This is a genomic window from Streptomyces sp. NPDC016845, assembly GCF_044332585.1.
In the GTDB taxonomy this organism is placed as follows: domain Bacteria; phylum Actinomycetota; class Actinomycetes; order Streptomycetales; family Streptomycetaceae; genus Streptomyces.
On record NZ_JBIRPI010000004.1, the window covers coordinates 314,623 to 334,096 of the forward strand.

The 19,474-nt window shown below is 70.2% G+C and carries 20 protein-coding genes and 4 pseudogenes; 12 read left to right on the forward strand and 12 right to left on the reverse strand.

Annotated elements, in window-relative coordinates; translation table 11 throughout:
• Positions 1–44 precede the first annotated feature (44 nt).
• A complete protein-coding gene (locus ACH4RC_RS14545) occupies positions 45–881 on the reverse strand; it encodes an inositol monophosphatase family protein (RefSeq protein ID WP_398199839.1) in 837 nt (278 codons plus the stop codon).
• 138 nt (positions 882–1,019) lie between these two features.
• Here ACH4RC_RS14545 and ACH4RC_RS14550 point away from each other — a divergent pair, with 138 nt between their 5' ends.
• Positions 1,020–1,922, forward strand: a complete 903-nt coding sequence (locus tag ACH4RC_RS14550) for a LysR family transcriptional regulator (RefSeq protein ID WP_398199841.1) — start codon at positions 1,020–1,022, stop codon at positions 1,920–1,922.
• A gap of 44 nt (positions 1,923–1,966) precedes the next feature.
• On the opposite strand, the pseudogene ACH4RC_RS14555 reads toward ACH4RC_RS14550, so the two are convergent.
• A pseudogene (locus ACH4RC_RS14555) lies at positions 1,967–2,653 on the reverse strand (ADP-ribosylglycohydrolase family protein); the annotation flags it as partial.
• 262 nt (positions 2,654–2,915) lie between these two features.
• Here ACH4RC_RS14555 and ACH4RC_RS14560 point away from each other — a divergent pair.
• Positions 2,916–3,113, forward strand: a complete 198-nt coding sequence (locus ACH4RC_RS14560; RefSeq protein WP_398199844.1) for an antitoxin — start codon at positions 2,916–2,918, stop codon at positions 3,111–3,113.
• 133 nt (positions 3,114–3,246) lie between these two features.
• Here the strand turns inward: ACH4RC_RS14560 and ACH4RC_RS14565 are convergent.
• The 4 genes and pseudogenes from ACH4RC_RS14565 to ACH4RC_RS14580 all read right to left on the reverse strand — a co-directional run.
• A pseudogene (locus ACH4RC_RS14565) lies at positions 3,247–3,372 on the reverse strand (transporter); the annotation flags it as partial.
• A 201-nt stretch (positions 3,373–3,573) separates the two neighbouring features.
• Positions 3,574–4,164: pseudogene (locus ACH4RC_RS14570) on the reverse strand (dienelactone hydrolase family protein); the annotation flags it as partial.
• Between the two features lie 69 nt (positions 4,165–4,233).
• Positions 4,234–5,511 carry a prolyl oligopeptidase family serine peptidase gene (locus tag ACH4RC_RS14575; protein WP_398199847.1) on the reverse strand — a complete coding sequence of 426 codons (1,278 nt, stop codon included), beginning with the start codon at positions 5,509–5,511 and terminating at the stop codon, positions 4,234–4,236.
• Between the two features lie 157 nt (positions 5,512–5,668).
• Entirely contained in the window at positions 5,669–5,911 is a 243-nt protein-coding gene (locus ACH4RC_RS14580) for a hypothetical protein (protein WP_398199849.1), read from the reverse strand.
• 246 nt (positions 5,912–6,157) lie between these two features.
• On the opposite strand from ACH4RC_RS14580, the gene ACH4RC_RS14585 reads away from it, so the two are divergent.
• From ACH4RC_RS14585 to ACH4RC_RS14610, 6 genes are all read left to right on the forward strand, one after another.
• Positions 6,158–6,514, forward strand: coding sequence for a polyprenyl synthetase (locus ACH4RC_RS14585; RefSeq protein ID WP_398199851.1), 357 nt, complete (start codon positions 6,158–6,160; stop codon positions 6,512–6,514).
• On the forward strand, positions 6,507–7,559 hold the full coding sequence (locus tag ACH4RC_RS14590) for a polyprenyl synthetase family protein (protein WP_398199854.1): 1,053 nt from the start codon (positions 6,507–6,509) through the stop codon (positions 7,557–7,559). Before ACH4RC_RS14585 ends, ACH4RC_RS14590 begins: the two co-directional genes overlap by 8 nt.
• Positions 7,560–7,737: 178 nt before the next feature.
• Positions 7,738–8,898 carry an oxygenase MpaB family protein gene (locus ACH4RC_RS14595; protein WP_398199857.1) on the forward strand — a complete coding sequence of 387 codons (1,161 nt, stop codon included), beginning with the start codon at positions 7,738–7,740 and terminating at the stop codon, positions 8,896–8,898.
• A 99-nt stretch (positions 8,899–8,997) separates the two neighbouring features.
• Positions 8,998–9,912 carry an NADP-dependent oxidoreductase gene (locus tag ACH4RC_RS14600; RefSeq protein ID WP_398199860.1) on the forward strand — a complete coding sequence of 305 codons (915 nt, stop codon included), beginning with the start codon at positions 8,998–9,000 and terminating at the stop codon, positions 9,910–9,912.
• An 80-nt stretch (positions 9,913–9,992) separates the two neighbouring features.
• Positions 9,993–11,090: an alkene reductase gene (locus ACH4RC_RS14605; RefSeq protein WP_398199862.1), complete on the forward strand. Its 1,098-nt coding sequence runs from the start codon at positions 9,993–9,995 to the stop codon at positions 11,088–11,090.
• A complete protein-coding gene (locus ACH4RC_RS14610; protein WP_398199865.1) occupies positions 11,087–11,566 on the forward strand; it encodes a MarR family winged helix-turn-helix transcriptional regulator in 480 nt (159 codons plus the stop codon). The genes ACH4RC_RS14605 and ACH4RC_RS14610 overlap by 4 nt, the downstream gene beginning before the upstream one ends.
• 29 nt (positions 11,567–11,595) lie before the next feature.
• Here the strand turns inward: ACH4RC_RS14610 and ACH4RC_RS14615 are convergent, their stop codons facing one another.
• Positions 11,596–12,000, reverse strand: a complete 405-nt coding sequence (locus ACH4RC_RS14615) for a VOC family protein (RefSeq protein ID WP_398199867.1) — start codon at positions 11,998–12,000, stop codon at positions 11,596–11,598.
• Positions 12,001–12,139: 139 nt separating this feature from the next.
• Between ACH4RC_RS14615 and ACH4RC_RS14620 the strand changes: the two genes are divergently transcribed.
• Complete coding sequence (locus ACH4RC_RS14620; RefSeq protein WP_398199870.1) at positions 12,140–13,159, forward strand: helix-turn-helix transcriptional regulator; 1,020 nt, start codon at positions 12,140–12,142, stop codon at positions 13,157–13,159.
• Here the strand turns inward: ACH4RC_RS14620 and ACH4RC_RS14625 are convergent.
• On the reverse strand, positions 13,149–13,274 hold the full coding sequence (locus ACH4RC_RS14625) for a hypothetical protein (RefSeq protein ID WP_398199873.1): 126 nt from the start codon (positions 13,272–13,274) through the stop codon (positions 13,149–13,151). The genes ACH4RC_RS14620 and ACH4RC_RS14625 overlap by 11 nt on opposite strands.
• A 74-nt stretch (positions 13,275–13,348) precedes the next feature.
• Between ACH4RC_RS14625 and ACH4RC_RS14630 the strand changes: the two genes are divergently transcribed.
• Positions 13,349–13,825, forward strand: a complete 477-nt coding sequence (locus tag ACH4RC_RS14630; protein WP_398199876.1) for a hypothetical protein — start codon at positions 13,349–13,351, stop codon at positions 13,823–13,825.
• A gap of 155 nt (positions 13,826–13,980) precedes the next feature.
• Here the strand turns inward: ACH4RC_RS14630 and ACH4RC_RS14635 are convergent, their stop codons facing one another.
• The 3 genes and pseudogenes from ACH4RC_RS14635 to ACH4RC_RS14645 form a co-directional block, all read right to left on the reverse strand.
• A complete protein-coding gene (locus tag ACH4RC_RS14635; RefSeq protein WP_398199879.1) occupies positions 13,981–14,916 on the reverse strand; it encodes a hypothetical protein in 936 nt (311 codons plus the stop codon).
• A gap of 120 nt (positions 14,917–15,036) precedes the next feature.
• Positions 15,037–16,245 carry a S1 family peptidase gene (locus ACH4RC_RS14640; RefSeq protein WP_398199881.1) on the reverse strand — a complete coding sequence of 403 codons (1,209 nt, stop codon included), beginning with the start codon at positions 16,243–16,245 and terminating at the stop codon, positions 15,037–15,039.
• Between the two features lie 433 nt (positions 16,246–16,678).
• A pseudogene (locus ACH4RC_RS14645) lies at positions 16,679–17,128 on the reverse strand (MarR family winged helix-turn-helix transcriptional regulator); the annotation flags it as partial.
• A gap of 79 nt (positions 17,129–17,207) precedes the next feature.
• On the opposite strand from ACH4RC_RS14645, the gene ACH4RC_RS14650 reads away from it, so the two are divergent.
• Complete coding sequence (locus ACH4RC_RS14650; protein WP_398199884.1) at positions 17,208–17,576, forward strand: VOC family protein; 369 nt, start codon at positions 17,208–17,210, stop codon at positions 17,574–17,576.
• 73 nt (positions 17,577–17,649) lie between these two features.
• Here ACH4RC_RS14650 and ACH4RC_RS14655 read toward each other — a convergent pair whose 3' ends face one another.
• On the reverse strand, positions 17,650–18,255 hold the full coding sequence (locus ACH4RC_RS14655; RefSeq protein ID WP_398199886.1) for a hypothetical protein: 606 nt from the start codon (positions 18,253–18,255) through the stop codon (positions 17,650–17,652).
• A gap of 176 nt (positions 18,256–18,431) precedes the next feature.
• Here ACH4RC_RS14655 and ACH4RC_RS14660 point away from each other — a divergent pair, with 176 nt between their 5' ends.
• Positions 18,432–19,460: a S66 peptidase family protein gene (locus ACH4RC_RS14660; RefSeq protein ID WP_398199889.1), complete on the forward strand. Its 1,029-nt coding sequence runs from the start codon at positions 18,432–18,434 to the stop codon at positions 19,458–19,460.
• Positions 19,461–19,474 lie beyond the last annotated feature (14 nt).

Here is a 19,474-nt window from a genome sequence, read left to right on the forward strand (position 1 = left end):
GGTGGCTGGTCCTTTTCTGTGTGTGTTCGCGGTGGGCGTGGGCGTCAGCGGGAGAGCGTGGCGACGGCTTCGGCGTGCACGCCGGGCGCCGCGGCGAGGAAGCTGTCGCTCTCCGGGGTCCAGGGGCGGCCCTCGGCGTCGGATGTCCGCCCGCCCGCCTCGGTGACGAGCAGCGCCCCTGGGAGCAGGTCCGCGCGGGCCCCGGCGAACTGCCAGAAGGCGTCGATCCGGCCGGCGGCGACGTTCAGCAGGTGCAGGGTGGCGGGTACGGAGGTCCGCACCACGAGCGCGTCGAGGAGCATCGCGGTGATCGAGGAGCCGACACGCCGCACGATCTCCTCGTCCTCGTCCGGCCTGGCCTGGCTCGTGGCCACGAGGCTCAGGCCGAGGTCCGTGGTCGCGGACACGTGCAGCGGGCGGCCGTCGAGCCGGGCGCCGCCACCGGCGAGGGCGGTGTAGGTCTCACCGGTCAACGGCAGGTGGACCGCGGTGAACACCGGCTGGTTGTCACGCACGAGGGTCGCGGTCACCGCCCACTCGGGCAGCGCGTGCAGGTGGTTGACATTCCCCTCGGCCGGATCCAGGACCCACCATTCGCCGGGCGGCAGGGCCCCGCCCGCCAGCTCGTCCTCGACGAAGCGGGCGTCCGGGCGCAGGGAGGCGAGGCGGGGGCGCAGGACGTCGAGAGCCGCCTCGTCGTTGGCCGCGAGCGCGCGCATCAGCTCTTCGCGGGTCTCGTGGCGGACGACGTCGCCGAACCGCTCCCGCAGCACCGAAGCGGCCGCGCGTACGGCGCTCGCGGTCTGCGCCAGCAGATCGGCGTCGGACGCGGAGCCGGAGACAGCGGCTTCTTCGAGGGGGACCTGCGTCGATTCGGGCATGGCGGAACTCCCAGGTGAGGAGGGGTGATGAGGCGGGCCGAGCGACGAAGACCGTGCTTCTTCCGCACCCGCAACTCGAAGGTAGAAGGGCGCAGCATTAACTACAAGTGCATGTAAAGCACGCCTAACATGACTCCCATGCAACTGGATCTGAACCTGCTCGCCGCGCTCGACGCGCTCCTGGAGGAAGGCAGCGTGGCCGGAGCCGCCGCACGTCTGCACGTCACCGCCCCCGCGATGAGTCGCAGCCTCGGCCGGATCCGGCGCACGACGGGGGATCAGATCCTGGTGCGCACCGGGCGCACGATGACCCCGACCCCGTACGCGATCGCCGTCCGGGAGCAGGTGCACACACTGCTGCAACAGGTCCAGGGCGTCCTGGCACCGAGCCGCGAACTCGACCTCGCGACGCTCGAGCGCACCTTCACGCTCCGCTGGCACGACGCACTCGTCGCCCTCGGCGGCCCCGCGCTCCTCGCGGCCGTCCGCGCGCAGGCACCGGGGGCCCGGCTGCGTTTCGTCGCGGAATCGAGCGTCGACACCCCCGATCTGCGGCGCGGCGAGGTCGACCTGGAGGCGAACGCGAACCGCCCGGCCGCCCCCGACATCCGCGCCGAGCGAGTGACTGAGACCCGGCACGTCATCGTCGTACGGGAGGGGCACCCGCTCACCCGGGTCGAGGCCGTCACCGCCGCGCGGTACGCCGCGGCCGAACACATCACCGTCTCGCGGCGCGGACGGCTCGGCAACGCCCTCGACGACGCTCTCGCGCGGCTCGGCCTCACTCGGCGGGTCGTGGCGACCGCGCCCACCGAAGGGACCGCGTTCGAGTTCGTACGCGGCTCCGACCTGCTCGTCACAGCGCCCGAATCGACGACGCGTGCGACGGCCGCGGCTCTCGGCCTGGCCCTGCTCCCCCTGCCGCTCGAACTGCCGTCGGCCGCGGTGTACCTGTCATGGCATCAGCGTTACGACACCGACCCCGCGCACATGTGGCTGCGTGATCTGGCGCGGGCGGCGTTGGCGGCGCCCCCGGCGTGACACACATGTCCGCAGACCTCTGTCGGGGGGACGGGACGGTCTGCTCAACCCCCACCGCCCGGGCTGCCGTGCCCGTCTCGCCGGTATCCCTCCTCCTGGAGGCGGTGTGCGAGGTGAAGCAGGTCTGTCAGGTGCAGTACCTGTCCGCCGGAGCCCGGTAGGGGCACGTGAAGCGGCTGGGTCCATCGGACCGGGATGGCATCCAGCCCGTAGCGGGCCCCGGCGAGCCCTCCCGTCACTGCGGCGACGGTGTCCGTGTCACCGCCGCAGTCGATCGCCGCGCGCAGCGCCTCCTCGAAGCCGGTGGTCGTGCGCAGCGCCCAGACGGCGGAGCCCAGGCAGGGCCAGACAGCACCGTTGAACTCGGTCGCCCGGCCGGGGTGCCAGTCGGGGGCGAGGACGGCGGCGTAGCGGGCGCGGTGATCGGGAGGGACGAGCGCGAGGATGTCCGGGAGCGCGGCCCGGGGGTCGGTGTCGTCGAGCGTGACGCGGATGAGCGCGTGGAAGATCGCGGTGCCCTCCCAGGCCGCGCGGTCCCCGTGGGTGAGGGCGGCGATGCGGCGGGCCGCGTCCATGGTGGCTTCCCGGCCGGCGGCGGCGAAGTAGACCGCGGAGGTCGTGGCTCGCATCAACGAGCCGTTGCCCGCCGCACGTTGATTGACCTGGAAGTGGATCGCGGCGGCGAGATCCCAGGGCGCCCCGCTGGTCAGGACGTCTTCGGTCCGCAAGCCGAACGGCAAGGTGTCGGCATCGGGCTATGCCTACTGGGTCGTGGGCGGCGAGCAGCTCACGTGGGCGGACCTGGACCGGCTGCCCGCCGATCCAGCGCATCGGCTGACCCACGGCGGACCGAGGTACTGCGTCGGCTGCTGACGTCGGAGACAGCTTTCAGGTGACACGGTTCCGAAAAGAAGTGGAAGTGAGGATTCCTCTCGGAAACCTGGGTACCTGGGATCAAGCACAACGCACGTACGAACGTGGGAGGTTTTCACCATGGGCAAGCTGGGCGATGTCGCGAACAAGGCCAAGCAGATGGCCAAGGGCCATCCGGACCAGGCCGACAAGGGCGTCGAGAGCGCCGAGCGCGTCATCGACGAACGTACGGGCGACAAGTACGACGCGCAGACCGACAAGGCCGCTGACGCCGCCCGCCGCAGCTACGGCAGCGGCGGCGGCACGGACCAGCACTGAGGTCTCGTGCACCTGACGCCCCCGGCTTCGGCCGGGGGCGTCCGTATGCTGCCTTCGGGCGTAATGGTTCGGCCTGCCACTCGAAGCTCGTCGGCGGACGGGTGGCCCTTACCTGGCCGCCACGGCCTGGATGTCAGCCGGTCAGCGCGGCGAGGGTGGCGTCCAGGTCGGCGCTTTTGGGCTTGTTGTGGGGGAGCTTGGCGAGGGCTTTGGCCATGGCGCAGGTGTTGGTGAGCGCGGAGAAGACCAGACCGCCGCTGAGCGCACCGCCCAGCCCCCGGCGGCGGGCTCCCTCAGCCGACTGGGTGCCTCAGCACGGACAACGCCCATCAGGCGGTGACCGAACTCAAGGTGGTCCGGAGCGAGGCCCCCGGCTTCGACGACCTGGACCCAACGACACACTCGTCACCCGGTTGCCGGGCAACCTGGATTCGACGTTGCGCATCATCAACTGGGCCGACTACTTGACGCGGTCGAGGAATTCGAGCACCCGGTGGATGGTCCGCGTCGCGGCGCTCTCGTCGTACGAGGGAAGGCTGCTGTCGGTGAACAGATGCTTGTCACCGGGGTAGAGGAACAACTCGCCGTCCGCCGCCGTCCCGACGAGCGCGCGGGCCGCGTCCACATCCCCCTCACCGGCGAAGAACGGATCCGCGTCCATGCCGTGGACCTGGACCGGTACGCCCTTCGGCCAGCCGGTGCCGAACTCCGCGACGGGTACGCACGCCTCGATCAACAACGCGCCCATCGCACCAGGACGCGTCTGGGCCAGCTTCTGCGCCGCCAGGACGCCCAGTGAGAACCCCACGTAGACGAGGCCCGCGGGCAGCTTCTCGGCGGCGGCGGTCCCTCGTTCGATGATGGTGCCGAACCCGACGCCTCCCGCATAGGCAATGCCCTCGTCGAGACTGTCGAAGACCTGCCCCTCGAACAGGTCCGGGACGTGGACCGTGTGTCCGGCCGCTCGCAATCGCCCGCCGAACTCACGGACGCCCGCGGTCAGCCCGTACCCGTGGTGGAAGACCAGTACCTCGGCCATGTCGCTCCCCTCTGGACGCGGTACCCGGGTGGCACCGTGGCCCGAGTATGAACCCCGGCACTGACACCGGCGGGGCGGGTCTCAGCGCCGGTGCCGGGAGGCCATCCACTGCCAGATGTGTGTTCCGTCGATGCTGGGGTCGTTCCGCGCGACGTAGATCCACGAGAAGTGGCCGAGGTACTGGTAGCCGTTCCAGACGACGTGGTCGTAGAGCGTCATCAGCGAGCCAGGGATCACGTCGTGCGCGTGCACGGTGTTGGCCCGCGCGTCCACGACGGGGTCGTCGGCCGAGGTGACGAGCCATGTCGGAGTACTGATCCGCGCCAGCTCACTGTCGGGGAGCAGCGGAGCACTCCCGGCCGCCAAGGCCGTGACGATGCCGCAGATCGGTACGGAGGCGGCGAAAAGCGCGGGATAGACGGTGGTCATCTTCATGGTCATGTAACCGCCGTTGCTGCAGCCGGCGACATAGATCCGGTCGCGGTCGATGCGGTTCCTGCGCACGACGTCGTTGATGATCTCGTGGATGAGAGGGGCGAAGCGGGGGCCGTCCTCCATCCAGTAGGAGGTGCTCTGCGGGGCGAGGACGTAGGCGCCCTCGAAGATGCGTTGTCCTTCGGGGGTGGCGAAGCCCAGTGCCCCGCGGTTGGCTCGCAGCGTGGTCTCGTTGTCGTAGTAGCCGTTCGACAGTGAGGCGCCCTCACCTCCGCCGTGCAGCCAGACGACCAGCGGTCGTCCGTTCCGTCGGGAGGAGTGCGCATCGGTGGGCGAGTACAACCTGTACTTCATGCCCGAGCCGGAGACGTGGGAGCTGAACGCGTCCACCTCCGGGTCCGACACCCGAGGATTCTGCACGAACTTCTCGATGACGACCGATCGGTGGTTGCGCAACGGGATCGGGGCGCGCTGAGTGAGGGTGTAGGTGAGGTCGAGCAGCACGTTGCGGCCCTCGCGCGAGAGGTAGCCGAGCGTGCCACCCCCGGCCTGGCCCTCGGCGTGGCCGAGTTCGAGCACGATGTCGCCGCGGCGGTCGAGCCGGACCGCGGTCACCGTGCGGTCGAGGTCGTACTCGCCCTGAAGGGTCTCACCGGCCGGGACGGGGAACGGGCTGGTGGCTTTGGCGTGCACGTCGAAGGTACGGGGGGTCAGGCCAGCGGGGTCGATCGGGCCGAGCCGGCCGGTCCTGAGGGTGATCGAGGTGACTTGTTCACCGCCGTCGAGCACCTGGGCGTTCAGGGTGAACCGCACACGGGTGACGCCATCACGGTCGTCGGCGTACGCGGCGACGCCGGGCAGGGACAGACCGGTGGCGCCCGCGCCGGCGGCCAGCAAGGTGCGCCGGTTGATACGTGTCACCATGCGGACTCCTCGTGGGGGGTGCGAAGGCCGGCGCGAATGCCGAGATGTCATGAGCAGGACATACGAAGTATCGGCAGGTATGTTACCGGCGATCCCGCGCAGCGGACAGAGGCAGGACGCAGGACGCAGGACGCAGGTAAGCCTCTCGCAGTCCTGCTCAGAGCACGTGCTCGGCCCAGGCGCCTTCGCGGCTCAGTCCGAGCCCTTCGCGGCGCAGCCGGACGAGGGCGCCCTCGGGGTGCGTGTCCGAGGCGATGACGTAGCCGCTGCCCTGGGTGCCGGAGATGAACGGCAGTTCATGTCCGGGGCGCGGCTCGGGTACGGCCCGTTCCCCGAGCCGCGGCAGGGGGCCGAACTCATCGAGGTACAAGGTGCGCGAGGTGTTCGAGTCCGTGCTCACGTGCGGTGCTCTCGGATCGTTCCCGTTGGTGGTGCTCGCGCTGCCCCCGTTTTGATCACTTTGATCACTGGTTCTTCGTCCACGCCTTCGCTCCGGCGCCGGGTCAACCAGGAGCGCTCGCCCCCCGATCAGCCGAAGGGGTGGTTTACGGCGGACAGCCCCACGCGCCCACGCCCGGTCGCGTGTCCTTGGGAGCCGAGCGGATCAAGGACACCACCAGTACGGGGATGTACGGAGGGGGCTCACATGACGACTGACGACGGCCGTGGCCAGGGCGCCGACGGGCGGGCGGTCTTACTCGTGGCGGGGCTGGCGGACCTGGCGGTCAGCGCCATCGGTTCGGCCGCAGGTACCGTCCAGCAACTGCTGCGCCGGTCCGACGCGCCCGAGCTGGCGCGGGACGCACAGCACGACCTGATGGCACGGGGCCGGATCGCCCTGGACCGTTTCGCCACCGTCCCGCCCGCCCACCTGGAGGTGCTGGCCCAACAGGCCCTAGCGAGACGAGCGGCGTCCGCTGGCGATGCAGGCGATGTCATTGATGTCGGCGATGCAGGTGATATCGGTGATGTCAGCGATATCAGTGATGTCAGCGATGTCTGAGCGCTGGGACCGGAGCGGCTTCAAGGACCGCGTCGACACCCTCCTCGCGGACTTTCTGTCCGAGGAGGCCGAGCAACTGCTGGCGATCGACGCGTCGTTGGGGCCGGTGGCCGAGCAACTGCGCGTGGCGGCCGCCCACGGCAAACGTTTACGCGCCGCCTTCTGCTACTGGGGCTGGCGCGCGGCCGGCCAGCCCGACAACGACGCCCTGCTGCGGGCGGCCGCCTCGATGGATCTGGTACACGCGGCGGCGATCGTCCACGACGACCTCATCGACGACAGCCCTCTGCGCCACAACCAACCCACCGCGCACATCGCACTGCGCGCCGCCGTCACCGGCCATCCTCGCGCACATGCCGCGGCCCGCTCCCTGGCCATGCTGGTCGGCGATCACCTGATGGCGTTGGCGGGCCAGCTGTTCGCCACCAGCGGCCTGCCCGCCGCGTACCTGGCCAGGGCGCGCCCCACATGGTCCGAACTCGCGCGGGAACTCATCGCGGGCGAATGCCTGGAGATCCTCAGCACCGGCGCCCCACCCGACGCCGGCACATCGCTGAAGGTCGTCCGCTACAAGACCGCGAAGTACACCGTCGAGCAGCCGCTCCTCATCGGTGCCCTGCTCGCGGGCGCCTCCCCCGGTCTGCGGGTCGGGCTCTCCGCGTACGGGCTGCCGCTGGGAGAGGCGTTCCAGTTGCGTGACGACCTGCTCGGCCTCTTCGGCGACTCCGACAGCACGGGCAAGGCGGGCCTCGACGACATTCGCGGCCACCGGCCCACCACCTTGCTGGCCAAGGCATGGGAGGTCGCCGATCTCGCTCAGCGCGCACGGCTCGCGGAGATCCTGGGCCGTCGTGACCTGACGGAAGCGGACCTGCACACGGTCCGCGCCCTGATGCGCGAACTCAAGGCCCCGGAACAGGTGGAGGACCTGATCACCGCGCGCGTGCACGAGGCCGTCCACCGCCTCGACGGACTCGGCGTCACCGCACAGACCCGTCGCGCCCTGACCGACCTCGCGTACACGGCCACGGACCGCGACCACTGAACCACGCGCCTTCCTGGCCGCGACCGCTGATCGCCGCCCTCTGCCCTCTGATCGCCGCCCCCTGATCGCCGCCCTCTGCCCTCTGATCACCGCCCTCAGATCACCGCCCGCTGCCCGCTGCCCGCGACCACTCATCCCGACCACTCATCCCGATCACTGATCCGAGGAAACGTCCGACATGACCTACACCGAAGCTTCCATGAACGCCCTGCGCCTGGCCGGCGACGAACTCGCCGACGCCGTCGTGGCGACCCTCTTCGAGCGAGGGGAGGTGGGCAAGTTCAACACCCTGATGCGCTACGTCTCCACGGCCGGCGCTCCCCTGCCGGACGGGCTGCCCGACGTCGCACGCGAGTACCTCCACACGACCGGCACCCCGCCGTTCTGGGTGGACTGGACGGAGATGGAGAAGGCGAGGCTGTTCTTCATCGACAACAACGTGCACATCTCCACGGCGCTGTCCTTCGCCTCCATGCCCGCCTGTTACGTCGTCCCGCACGTCGCCGGACTGCTCTCCACGACGCACGGCCTCGACTACCCCTCGCGGCGGATGGCGGAGACCGGACAGTTCACGGTCTACCTGATGCAGCCCGACGCGTTCGAGGCAGGCAGCCGCTTCATCCCAGCCGCGCAGAAGGTGCGCCTGCTGCACGCGTCGATCCGCCACCACCTCGAACGCGAGGACCGGTGGGACACCCGGACGCTCGGGACGCCGATCAACCAGGAGGACATGATCGGCGGCCAGATGTTCTTCTCCCTGCTCGTCCTCGACAGCCTGCACCGGCTGAACATCCACATGTCCACGGAGGGCGCCGAGGCCTACTACTACGCCTGGCGCGTGGTCGGCGCGATCCTCGGCGTGGACCAGGACGCCGTGCCCAGGACGCTGGAGGAAGCGCGGGCCTTCCTCGACCTGTACATGCTGCGCCACATGGGCCCGTCCGACGAAGGCGCCCACCTCACACGGCAGTTGATCGACCTCTATGAGGAGGTCGTCCCCGGCACCTTTTTCGACCCGATCGTCTCCGCCCTGATCCGATATCTGATCGGAGACACGTGTGCCGACTGGCTCCAGGTGCCGCGCACCGCCTGGGACCGGGTGACCCGGGCCGTCCCGAGCCTGCTCGGCGTCCTGGAGAGCATCGAGGACCGCTCCCCCTTCGGCGCCTGGGCCCTGGACCGCATCGGCCACCTCACCACCGTCCTCGAGCTGTCCTCCCTGACCCGCGGCCGGGTCATGCACTACGCCATTCCCGAGCAGCTCAAGAAGGACTTCGGCGTCAGCGCCACCGTGCCGCGCACCCAGCGCTGGACGCCACCCACATCGAAACTTGGCTAGCCACGAGAAAATACTTGGCTAGCCACTCAACGGCTGCTACGTTTTATGTGTCCGGCCACATAACCGGGTCGGCGACCGGCTCAGAAGGAGACAGCAGCCATGAAGGCCATCGTTTTCGACACGTTCGGCGGCACCGAAGTCCTGCACGAGACGGAGCTGGAGATACCGCAGCCCGGCCCCGGCCAGATCCGTGTCCGCGTCCGCGCGGTCGGCGTCAACCCGGTGGACGGCAAGATCCGTTCCGGCGCCATGGAGGCCGTCTTCCCCACCACTCTGCCCGCCGTTCCAGGCGGCGAGATCGCCGGTGTCGTCGACGCCGTCGGTGCCGGTGTCGACCATCTCAAGGTCGGCGACGCCGTCCTCGGCTGGTCCGACACCGGCTCCTACGCCCAGTACGCACTGGCCGACGCGACCGTCCTCGCGCTCAAGCCGGCCGGGCTCGACTGGACGCACGCCGCCGCCCTGCCGGTGGCGAGTGACGGCGCCGACCGCGCCCTGGACATCCTCGACGTCAAGGCGGGCGAGACCCTGCTCGTCCACGGTGCCTCCGGCGCGCTCGGCACCATCGCGGTCCAGCTCGCCGTCGCCCGCGGCGCCCGCGTCATCGGCACCGCCGGACCGGCCAACCAAAAGTACGTCGCCTCCCTCGGCGCCACCGCGCTCGTCTACGGCGACAGCCTCGTCGAGCGGGTCCGCGCCCTCGCCCCGAACGGCATCGACGCCGTGCTCGACGCCGCGGGCAAGGGCGCCCTGGAGGACTCCATCACCCTGCGCGGCGGCACCGGCCGGATCGTCACCACCGCCGACTTCCGCGCCCGCGAACTGGGCGTCGTCTTCTCCGAAGGACCCCAGCGCCGCTCCGCCTCCCGGCTCGCCGAACTCGCCCAGCAGGCCGCGGACGGCGCCCTGGTGACCACGGTCGGCGCGATCCACCCGCTCTCCGACGCCGCCAAGGCGCAGCAGGCCAGCGACGCCGGGCACAGCCGCGGAAAGCTCGTCCTCACCGTCGACTGAACTTCACCGCACGCCCCGCACCCCCGTACCCGTACCCCTTCCCCCTTCCCCCTCCAGCTCCCCCGTACAGAGGAAAGAACGTGCCCAACAACGACATCGACGCCCTGGACGCCTTGTGGCAGCCCGTCCGCGCCGGGAGCATCCGGCTGCCGCACCGGCTCGCCATGGCACCGATGACCCGCAGCCGGTCCACCCCCGAGGGCGTGCCGACCGAACTGAACGCCGAGTACTACGCCCAGCGCGCCTCGATGGCGCTGATCATCACCGAGGGCACCCAGCCCTCCCCCGACGGACAGGGATACTCGCTCACCCCCGGCATCCACTCTCCCGAGCAGGTGTCCGGCTGGCGCAAGGTCGCGGACGCCGTGCACGCAGCCGGTGGCCGAATCGTCGTCCAGTTGATGCACACCGGGCGGATCGCCCACCCGGACAACACCCCGCACGCCCGGCGGCCGGTGGCTCCCTCCGCGGTCAGGCCCGCGGGCCTGATGTACACCGCTGCCGGCCCGCAGGAGATGCCCGAGCCACGCGCACTGTCCACCGATGAAGTCACCGCCACCGTCGACGACTTCCGCCGCGCCGCCGCGTACGCCGTCGAGGCGGGCGCCGACGGCGTGGAGATCCACGGCGCCAACGGTTACCTCGTCCACCAGTTCCTGTCCGGCAACGCCAACGAACGCACCGACCGCTACGGCGGCTCCGTCGCCCACCGCATCCGCTTCGCCGTCGACGTGGCCTCCGCGATCGCCGACGAGATCGGCGCCGACCGCACCGGCATCCGCCTGTCCCCCGGCAACGCGTACAACGACATCCGCGAGGACGACACCCACGAGCTGTACCCGGCGCTGGTACGTGCCCTCGCTTCCCTGGACCTGGCCTATCTGCACCTGATGCACACAGGCGACGAAGAGCTGTTGCGCGCCCTGCGGTCGCTGTGGCCGGGGACGCTGGTCCTCAACCGCGCCGGCGCCGAGCTCGACGCACGGGTCAAGGACGTCGCGGACGGCCTCGCCGATGTCGTCACCGTCGGCGCGACGGCCCTGGCCAACCCCGACCTCGTCGACCGGATACGCTCGGGAGCGCCGCTGAACACCCCCGATCCGGCCACCTTCTACGGGGGCGGCGCAGGCGGCTACACCGACTATCCCGCCCGTGGCGGCGCGGAAGGAGCACGATGACAGACCCGGCGTCCAGGGTCCCCGGCACGGCGCGCGACGGGCGCCTCAGCTACGCCGTCTTCCAGCTCGCCCGCGCCCACCGCGCCCACGCCTCCGCCATGCTCCGCGAGATGAACCTGCACCCGGGGCAGGAGCTGCTGCTCATGCAGCTCTTCGACCGCGACGGCCAGACGCAGTCCGAACTCCTGGACAGCGTCGGACTGGACCACTCCACGGTCTCGAAGTCCCTGCGCCGCATGCAGGAGGCCGGGCTGCTCGTGCGCGAGCCGGCCGCCTACGACCGGCGGGTGATGATCGTCCATCTCACCGAGAAGGGCCGTGCGATGCGGGAGCCCATCGCGGACATGTGGCGCAGCCTGGAGGAGATCTCGGTCCGCGATCTTTCACCCGGGCAGATCGAGGCGTTCACCGAGGCGGCGTACGCCATTGAACTGTCCGTCAGGGACCGCGGCCGGGCCGCCCTGCCGAACGCGTAGGCCGGCAGGGCGGCGCGAGCTGCCTGGCGTCATCGCGCCGCGAACTTCGCGACGGCCGCCTCGGTGACAGGGGTGAAGAAGTTGACCAGGTTGCCGTCGGGGTCGCGGAGCAGGAGCGATCGGTTGCCCCAGGGCATCGTGGTCGGCCCGGCGACGAAGTCGGTGACGTAGCCCGTCAGGTCCTGGTGCACGCGGTCCACGTCGTCGACGAGGAACTCGGTGATCACGCTGTGGTTGTCCGCCGGGCGGGCGGAGCCCGGGGCGAACAGCGGAACGGTGGCGGTACCGGCGATGGCGAGAGTGGCGCCCGCCGCCGTCCGCAGTTCGGCGAACTCGTCCGTGGCCCACGCCGCCCGCGCCCCCGTGGCCCGCTCGTAGAACGCGACGAGACGCGCCACGTCGCCGGTGATGATGCGGATCGAGACGAACTCCATGGGGATCTCCTTGGCTGTGCTGCTGTGCTGCTGTGCGGTTGCACTGTGGCTGTGCTGATGACGTGCAGTGCACAGGCTAGGAGTAATAGTGGACAGAATCGGTCCGGTACAGGTCCGGTATTCGCGTTAGGTTGTGTCCATGTCCCGACCCACGGCCCGCGTGCTGACGCTCCTGGAACTGCTGCAGTCGGGCGGCACCCGCACGGTGGCCGAGCTCGCCGGCCGGCTCGGCGTCGAGGGGCGCACCGTGCGGCGGTACGTGGACCAGCTGATCGACCTGGACGTGCCCGTGGAATCGGTGCGCGGCCGCTACGGCGGGTACCGGCTGTCTCCCGGGTACCGGCTGCCTCCGCTCATGCTCAGCGACGAGGAGGCACTGGCCGTGCTGCTCGGCCTGGTCGCCGGGCGACGGGCCGGGCTGACGACGGCGCAGCGCACGGCGAACGAGACGGCGTCGGCGAAGATCCGGCGCGTGCTGCCCAAGCACATCGCCCGCCGCCTCGACGCCCTCCTGGACTCCCTCGCCTTCACCGAACAGCCCGGCGAGTCCGCCGCCCCGGAGACCGGGGTCCTGCTCGCCGTCGCCGACGCCGTACGCCACCGCCGGCCGGTCTCGATCCGCTACGCCGACCGCGACGGACGGCGCAGCGAACGCACCCTGCACGCGTACGGGATCGTCTCCCATTCCGGCCGGTGGTACGTCACGGGCAAGGACCCCGACATCGGCGAGGACCGCACCTTCCGGCTCGACCGCATCGCGGACGCGCGGACCCTGCCCGGCTCGTTCGAGGCGCCCACGGACCCCGATCCGGCCCAGCGCCTGCTGTCGGCGTTCGCCACGGCCGAGTACCGGCACGAGGTGGCCCTGCGCATCCACGGGACGGTCGAGCAGATCCGCGCCCGCCTGCCCGCCTCCGTCGCGAGCCTGGAGGAGGACGAACCCGCGGCGGACCAGGACCGGACCGTCGAGCGCTGGCGGCGCGTCGAGCTGCGCGCGGAGCGGCTCGACTGGCTGCCTCCGCTGCTCGCCGCGCTCGACCGGCCCTTCGTCATCGAGCGCCCCGATGAACTGCGCGACCTCGTCACCGCGCTCGCCGACCGCCTCGCGTCCTACGCTCGCCGGGACGCCGATGGAGCGGGCCCGCGCGTCAGCCGGTGAGCAGCTTGGCGCGCCGCGCGGCGACGGTCCTCGCGTCGGGCCGCAGTCCTTCCCGTACGTACGTGTCGAGGTCCCCGTAGATGTGGTCGGCCTCGGCGAACGCCGCGCGCAGCAAGCTCGGTTCGACGGCTCCGCGGCGCTGATCGCCCGCCGGACGGTGTGAGCAACGTGTGCCCTACGGTTTCTGGCATGACGTCCTCTCTCCCCTCCTCCGGCCTGCTCGGACTGTTCCGCGACGATCCACGGGCGGCGGAACTGGCCGCGATGCTCTTCGACTTCGACGCCGACGTCGCGCGCTACGGGCCGATCACCCACGTGGAGCCGGTGCGGCTGGCCTCGGGCGAGCCGTTGGAGGCGATCGCCAAGGACGCCGGAGGCGGCACCTACTTCCTCTGTGGCACCGGCGGCGGAGAGGACCGGCCGGTACTGCTCGCCGACTCCGAGGGCTCCGCGGGACTCATCGGCGCCAGCCTCCGTGACGCCCTGTTGCTGATGGCGGCACTGCCCTGCGCGGACCGCGCCCTGCGTCTGGAGAAGCAGGGGCGTGTCGTCGACGAGGCGCTGTTGCTGGCACTGCGGACGGAGGAGGACGAGGAACTCAGCGAGGCGACCGGCATGGACGACCGCCCGAGCGGCGGGCCGAACTCCTGGACCGTCTCGGACTGACCGCAGGGCCACTCACCGAGTTGCTGCCCCGGGCTCGCGCGGCCGCGGAGCTGGACCCGTCGTACGTCCTCCTCGATGACTGGGGACACGCGTACAGACAGGGATGACGCCAGGTGCGGCACCCACCGTGCGACAAGAATCCCTGCGGACGGCTCTCACTCCCACTCCCACTCGAGCCCGTACACCCCCGGCGGGCACTTGGCGGGGAGGAGGTGTGCGGTGTGGGAGGCGTCCAGTTCCACGCGGTGGCGTTGGCGTGGTTCGACGCCGAGTCGCTCCCGGTAGGAGTAGTGACAACGCGTCGGCAGCGCGAGCGGATCGAACCGTACGTGCAACAGGTAGGTCCTGAGCGGATCCCTGATCCGGCGTTCGTGGGAGTGCGAGACCGCGGGGGTCGGCCCGATCCGGAGGGTGTACTCGACCACCGCCGTCTCGTTGCGGGCCAGCGGGCGGCCGAAGGAGATGTCGGCCACGACACTGCGCAGGTCGGGCAGGAGTTTGCGGCCGGTCATCTCCCCGTTGCGTACGAAGATGTCCACGTCGTCGATCGGCAGCGCGTCGAGGAAATGGACGACGGTGAGGTGCCGGGCCCCGTCCGTGACGGCTCGCACGACGCTGGTCACGGCTGTCTCGCGGATGGAGCGACGTGCGTCCAGGGTCACCGTCTCGTGGCTCATCAGCAGTTGCGTGTCCGCGTTGAAGTGCGCGAACGCCTCCCCGAGGGCTTGTTCGAGGTCGGACGCGTCACCGTAGACGCAACGGGCGGCGGCCGGGTCGAGGGGCAGCGAGCGGCCCCGGGGCCGGTGCGGTCCGAGCAGCGAGCGCAGGGTGCCGGAGCGGAGGCCGAGCAGAGGCTCCAGGGCGTCGACGGCCTGCAGCGACTTCATCCGCTCGGGTTGGCTGCGGCCCCGCTGCCAATGGCTGAGCGTGGCCACACTCACGGTGATGCCCTGCTCCTGCAGGCGGCCGCATATCCGCTCCAGGGGCAGTCCGCGGCGGCGCAGGGCATCCCGGAGGGTCAGGGCGAAGTTCGTCTCGGTCCCACTGTGCGCGGGGTGCGCGTGGTGCGCGTGGTTCAGGTCGCTCGGCATGATGTCTTTCTACGGGAACGCGGGTCCGTGACGCGTGTCGGTCGGCTGGTGGGCCTGGCCGCATGCCGGAGGGACCGCCCACCGTGGCCGGTGAACGGTCCCTGGGTGGGGGGCCGGGGGTCAGTTGGTGTTCAGCGTCAGGCCGTAGTAGTTCAGCGCGTCGTCCAGCGGCTGGAAGTAGGAGGAGCCGCGGGAGTTCACGCCCCCGGTGCAGGTCTGTCCGGTGGGCCCGCCGGAGGTCATGCCCTGGGCCTGGTTGCCGGAGATGTAGGCGCCGCCGCTGTCACCGCCCTCGGTGCAGACGGTGGAGCTGCCGAGACCGGTGACCACGGTGTCGGGGCCGCCGTTCTGGTCGGTGTACGTCACGCTGACGTTGTAGGAGCTGACCTTTCCGCAGGTCCAGCCGGTGGTCTGACCGGACTTGCACAGCGCGGCCCCCGACGCGGCGCGCTGGCTGCCCCGGACGGCGACCGAGCTGCCGTTGCCCCATGTGCCCACACTGGTGGCGATGGAGTTGCCCGCGTCGATGGCGGCCACACCCATGTCCACGCTGCGCGTGCCGAGCGCGAACCGCGAGTGGGTGGCCTTGGCGAACCGCGCGTTGTCGTACGAGAGGACGGGCAGGTCCTCCACGCAGTGACCGGCGGTGACCAGGTACTGCTTGCCGCTCCTGTCGTGGGCACCGTAACCGACGGAACAGATGTACCCGTTGAAGGTCATCCGGCTGCCCGGGTAGATCACCGCCTGCGGAGCGAGTTCCTCGTGGCCGCGTACGACCTTGACCGCGGATCCGTACTTTCCGGCCTCGGCCAGGAACTCCTTCGCGGCGGCTCCGCTCTCGCTCGCGACCTCGACCTCGACGGTGTCGGATGCCAGGTCGACACCCCACGCATTCACACCGGCAGGCACCCGCTCGACGGCGAAAGCGTCCAGCTTCGCCTTGATGGCGTCCAATTCGGCCTGCCCGCGGACGGGCACGCGCGCGCCCAGACCGGCCTTCTCCACCTTCTTGGCCTCCGCCGCATTGTGCGTATTGACGGTCAGCTTGCCCGCGGAGGTGAAGAACGCGCCGTCGGCGGATATCCCGCTCCTGCCCAAGTCCGCCAGTCTGTCCTGCTGCTGCGCCTGCTGGTCCAGGCGTCGGACGGCGGCTGTCTCACTGACGCCGAGCGATGCGGCCAGCGCCCGCACCATCTCCGGCTGATAGCGCGGGGAGGCACCGCTGCCCCGGCCGTCCTGACCCTCCTGGGCCTGGGCTCCGCTCACAGCGGAGACCGAGAGAAGAATTCCGGCGGTAGCCACGAGGGCGTACTTACGCGAAATGCGCACAGTGCTTCCTTCCGAGTAGCAGGCAAGGTCACACCACAAAAGAAAGGGGGGCCACTTGCCTGGCGGCGAAAATATGGGGGGTGTGTTCGCCACGCCCTGACTCTGGCCGACTCTCCACTGGGGCATCAAGGCCCGTGGCGGCGGAAGTTTTTTACAGAGAAGCCGCGGAACTGTATAGGCGTGCCGCGGCTCTTGCGGGCGAGACGCGTCGCCCGGGGCAGCGCTCCGAGATCGTCGACGGCGAGGACGACAGGGGTCCGGGCGCGGGGATCCGAAGAACGGGAACCTCGTCGATGTACGTGCTGATCACTGCTGCGCCCTGGCGAGTGTCTCAGCGCTCCCCCGCTGTGCGTCTGGTTGGCACGTTCGACGGCCTACCTGCGGATGTCCCACTCGACACATGTCCTGACGGAGGAGTGCTCGATGCTGGTGCGTCGCCGTCCTCGCGCAGCGAGTGAATCATGCTCCGCAGGATCCGGAACGCGCCCGCCTGTTCGGGCTCCGTCATGCCCGTCAGCATCCTGACCTCAACGGACCGGACCGCCACGGTCGCCTTCTCCAGGCTCCGTCGGCCACTTGGCGTGAGCCGCGCGGGAAGGGCCTTCCCGACGGGCGCCTGTGCGGGCCTGGTCACGTAGCCGTCCCGTTCGAGGGTCTGGAGCAGCACGTTCATCGTCTGCCGGGTGACGAACGCGCCACGCGCGAGCTCGGAGTTGGACAGCCCCGGCCGCTGCGCCAGCAGTTCGAGACAGGAGTAGTGCGTCACGCTCATCCCGAGCGGCCGAAGGACCTCTTCCATGGCCGTACGCAAGGCACTTGAGGCCTCTTTGAGCAGGTAGCCCAAGGACTTGTCCAGGTCGATGCCGTCTCCGCTTTGACTCATGTCAGGATTCTGACATACCGTGAGTCGTGTCAGGAAGCTGACACGCAGCGGCTGACGCGTAGAGCGAAGGAGCATCACCATGCCCGCCACCGGCCCCGACTTCATCTCCCTCCAAGCTCGCGACCTCGACACCTCGCAGGCGTTCTACGAGCGCTACCTCGGCCTCGTCCGCTCGCAGGCCGGGCCTCCGCACGCCGTCGTGTTCGAAACGAAGCCGATCGCGTTCGCGCTCCGCGAGATCGTGCCCGGCACCGATCTCGACTCCGTCGCGCGGCCCGGCATCGGTGCCGCGGTCTGGCTCCACGCCACGGACGTCCAGACCATCCATGACGCCCTCGTCGCCGACGGTCACCCCATCGTCTCGGCCCCGATCGACGGCCCCTTCGGACGGACCTTCACCTTCGCCGACCCCGACGGTTACCACGTCACGCTCCACGACCGCGCCTGAGCCGGCCGGCATCCCCACGCACGAGGGCGCGGCGCTCACCGCGCCGCGCCCCGGGGCCGTCCGACCGCGAACGTCAGCGCAGCTTGTTCACCGCTGTGACCGTCGTCTTCTTGAAGGCGGCGACCGGCGCGTTCGTGAAGTCGCCCATCTCACCCCACCGCACGACGGTGACGACATTGCCGTCACGGCCGATGGAGAACAGGTTGATGTCGGTGGCACCCCACGTGGTCGTGGTGTTGATCCCGAACACCTCGGCGCCGTCCCCGACGGCCAGCTTGCCGTAGAACCGCTCGGTCGCGGTCACCTCCGGGTCCTGCTCGACCAGCTCGTGCGGGCAGTCGGACATGTGCGTGCGCAGCAGTGCCGCGAAGTCCTTGGCGCGCTGGACGCTGCGCTCGACCACGGTCACCTGCAGCGCACTCGTGTCGTAGTCGGTGCGGAAGGCGCGGTGCACGGACGTCGACGGCAGGGCGTCGCCCACGCACATCGGCAGCGGGTCGGGCTGTCCGGCGGTGACCGGGCCCGCCACCCACGCGGACCGCGGGTGCGGCGGCAGTTCGGACGGTGCGAGGAACCGCGGCTCCGCGGCGGCCGCCGCCGGAGTCGTCGCGGCGACGGCGCCCGCGACGGCCGCCATCGCGGCCAGCGCCATCGTTCCCTTGCGCAGTTGTACGTTCATTTCGGTCTTCCCCCGTGTAGTTCGGTCGGTACTCACCCCGTATGACCCGCATGCCCGGGTACCCGTTGCCCTCATTTGTGTCACAGACCTGTTACCGTGCGTTCTCCTGCCTTCAGCCCCGCCGACGAAGGACCCCGCTCCGCGGCTCCCCCACCGGGCCTGCCAGACTCCGGCGCATGACTGTTCGATATCCGTCCCCGCTGCGCCCTGGTGACCGAGTCGGTGTCACTTCTCCGTCGAGCGGGGTGCCTGAGGCGTTGCATGAGCGTCTCGAGTACGCCGTCCGTGACGTTCGGGATCACGGCTACGAGGTCGTCATCGGCCGGTGCATGGACGGTTCCGGGCACGTCAGCGCTTCGGCCGCCGACCGGGCGAGCGAGCTGATGTCGATGCTGACCGATCCCACGGTCAGGGCCATCGTGCCGCCGTGGGGCGGAGAGACCGCGATCGACCTGCTGCCGCTGCTCGACTGGGACAAGCTGCGGGAGGCAGAGCCCACCTGGCTCGTCGGATTCTCCGACATGTCGACCTTGATCACGCCGATGACGCTGCTCACCGGGGCAGCGACCGTCCATGGCAACAACCTCATGGACACGCCCTACCGGGTGCCCGCGGAACTGCGGTCGTGGCTCGACATCGTCGCAGCCCCACGGGGGCACCAGTTCACCCAGACCCCACCCGGTCGCCACAGGTCGACCGGGTTCGACGACTTCGCCGCCTGCCCCGGCGTACGCGAGTACACGCTCGACTCCGCCGGCGCCTGGACCCGGCTCGACGGCGGCGGCGACGTGGAGGCCGAGGGACGCCTGATCGGTGGCTGCGTCGAGACTCTGTGCAACCTCGCGGGGACGGACTACCTCGACGTCTCCGCCTTCGCTCGCGACGAGTCACCGGACGGGCTGCTCGTGTACGTGGAAGCGGCCGGCGACGACGCCTTCACCATCTGCCGCAATCTGCACGGCATGAGGCTCGCAGGGTTCTTCGACCAGGCGAACGCCATTCTCGTCGGCCGGACCAACGCACCGGACAGCCGCACCCTCAGCCAGCATGAGGCCGTCCTCGACGCACTCGGTGCTCTCGACGTGCCGATCATCGCCGACGTCGAGTGCGGCCACGTCCCGCCCTACATGCCGATCGTCAACGGAGCGCACGGCCGCATCGTCCACACACCGAGCCGCAGCGCACTGACGCAGACCTTGAACTGATCCCCCGTGAGCTC

Bases quoted from the DNA above. Each gene is read 5' to 3' on its own strand.
- ACH4RC_RS14600 (WP_398199860.1), top strand. From the start codon at position 8,998: ATGAAGGCCATCGTTTTCGACACGTTCGGCGGCACCGAAGTCCTGCAC.
- ACH4RC_RS14630 (WP_398199876.1), top strand. From the start codon at position 13,349: ATGACGTCCTCTCTCCCCTCCTCCGGCCTGCTCGGACTGTTCCGCGAC.
- ACH4RC_RS14560 (WP_398199844.1), top strand. From the start codon at position 2,916: ATGGGCAAGCTGGGCGATGTCGCGAACAAGGCCAAGCAGATGGCCAAG.
- ACH4RC_RS14635 (WP_398199879.1), bottom strand. From the start codon at position 14,916: ATGCCGAGCGACCTGAACCACGCGCACCACGCGCACCCCGCGCACAGT.
- ACH4RC_RS14615 (WP_398199867.1), bottom strand. From the start codon at position 12,000: ATGGAGTTCGTCTCGATCCGCATCATCACCGGCGACGTGGCGCGTCTC.
- ACH4RC_RS14660 (WP_398199889.1), top strand. From the start codon at position 18,432: ATGACTGTTCGATATCCGTCCCCGCTGCGCCCTGGTGACCGAGTCGGT.
- ACH4RC_RS14620 (WP_398199870.1), top strand. From the start codon at position 12,140: ATGTCCCGACCCACGGCCCGCGTGCTGACGCTCCTGGAACTGCTGCAG.
- ACH4RC_RS14590 (WP_398199854.1), top strand. From the start codon at position 6,507: ATGTCTGAGCGCTGGGACCGGAGCGGCTTCAAGGACCGCGTCGACACC.
- ACH4RC_RS14650 (WP_398199884.1), top strand. From the start codon at position 17,208: ATGCCCGCCACCGGCCCCGACTTCATCTCCCTCCAAGCTCGCGACCTC.
- ACH4RC_RS14575 (WP_398199847.1), bottom strand. From the start codon at position 5,511: ATGGTGACACGTATCAACCGGCGCACCTTGCTGGCCGCCGGCGCGGGC.
- ACH4RC_RS14545 (WP_398199839.1), bottom strand. From the start codon at position 881: ATGCCCGAATCGACGCAGGTCCCCCTCGAAGAAGCCGCTGTCTCCGGC.
- ACH4RC_RS14585 (WP_398199851.1), top strand. From the start codon at position 6,158: ATGACGACTGACGACGGCCGTGGCCAGGGCGCCGACGGGCGGGCGGTC.
- ACH4RC_RS14550 (WP_398199841.1), top strand. From the start codon at position 1,020: ATGCAACTGGATCTGAACCTGCTCGCCGCGCTCGACGCGCTCCTGGAG.
- ACH4RC_RS14655 (WP_398199886.1), bottom strand. From the start codon at position 18,255: ATGAACGTACAACTGCGCAAGGGAACGATGGCGCTGGCCGCGATGGCG.
- ACH4RC_RS14595 (WP_398199857.1), top strand. From the start codon at position 7,738: ATGACCTACACCGAAGCTTCCATGAACGCCCTGCGCCTGGCCGGCGAC.
- ACH4RC_RS14610 (WP_398199865.1), top strand. From the start codon at position 11,087: ATGACAGACCCGGCGTCCAGGGTCCCCGGCACGGCGCGCGACGGGCGC.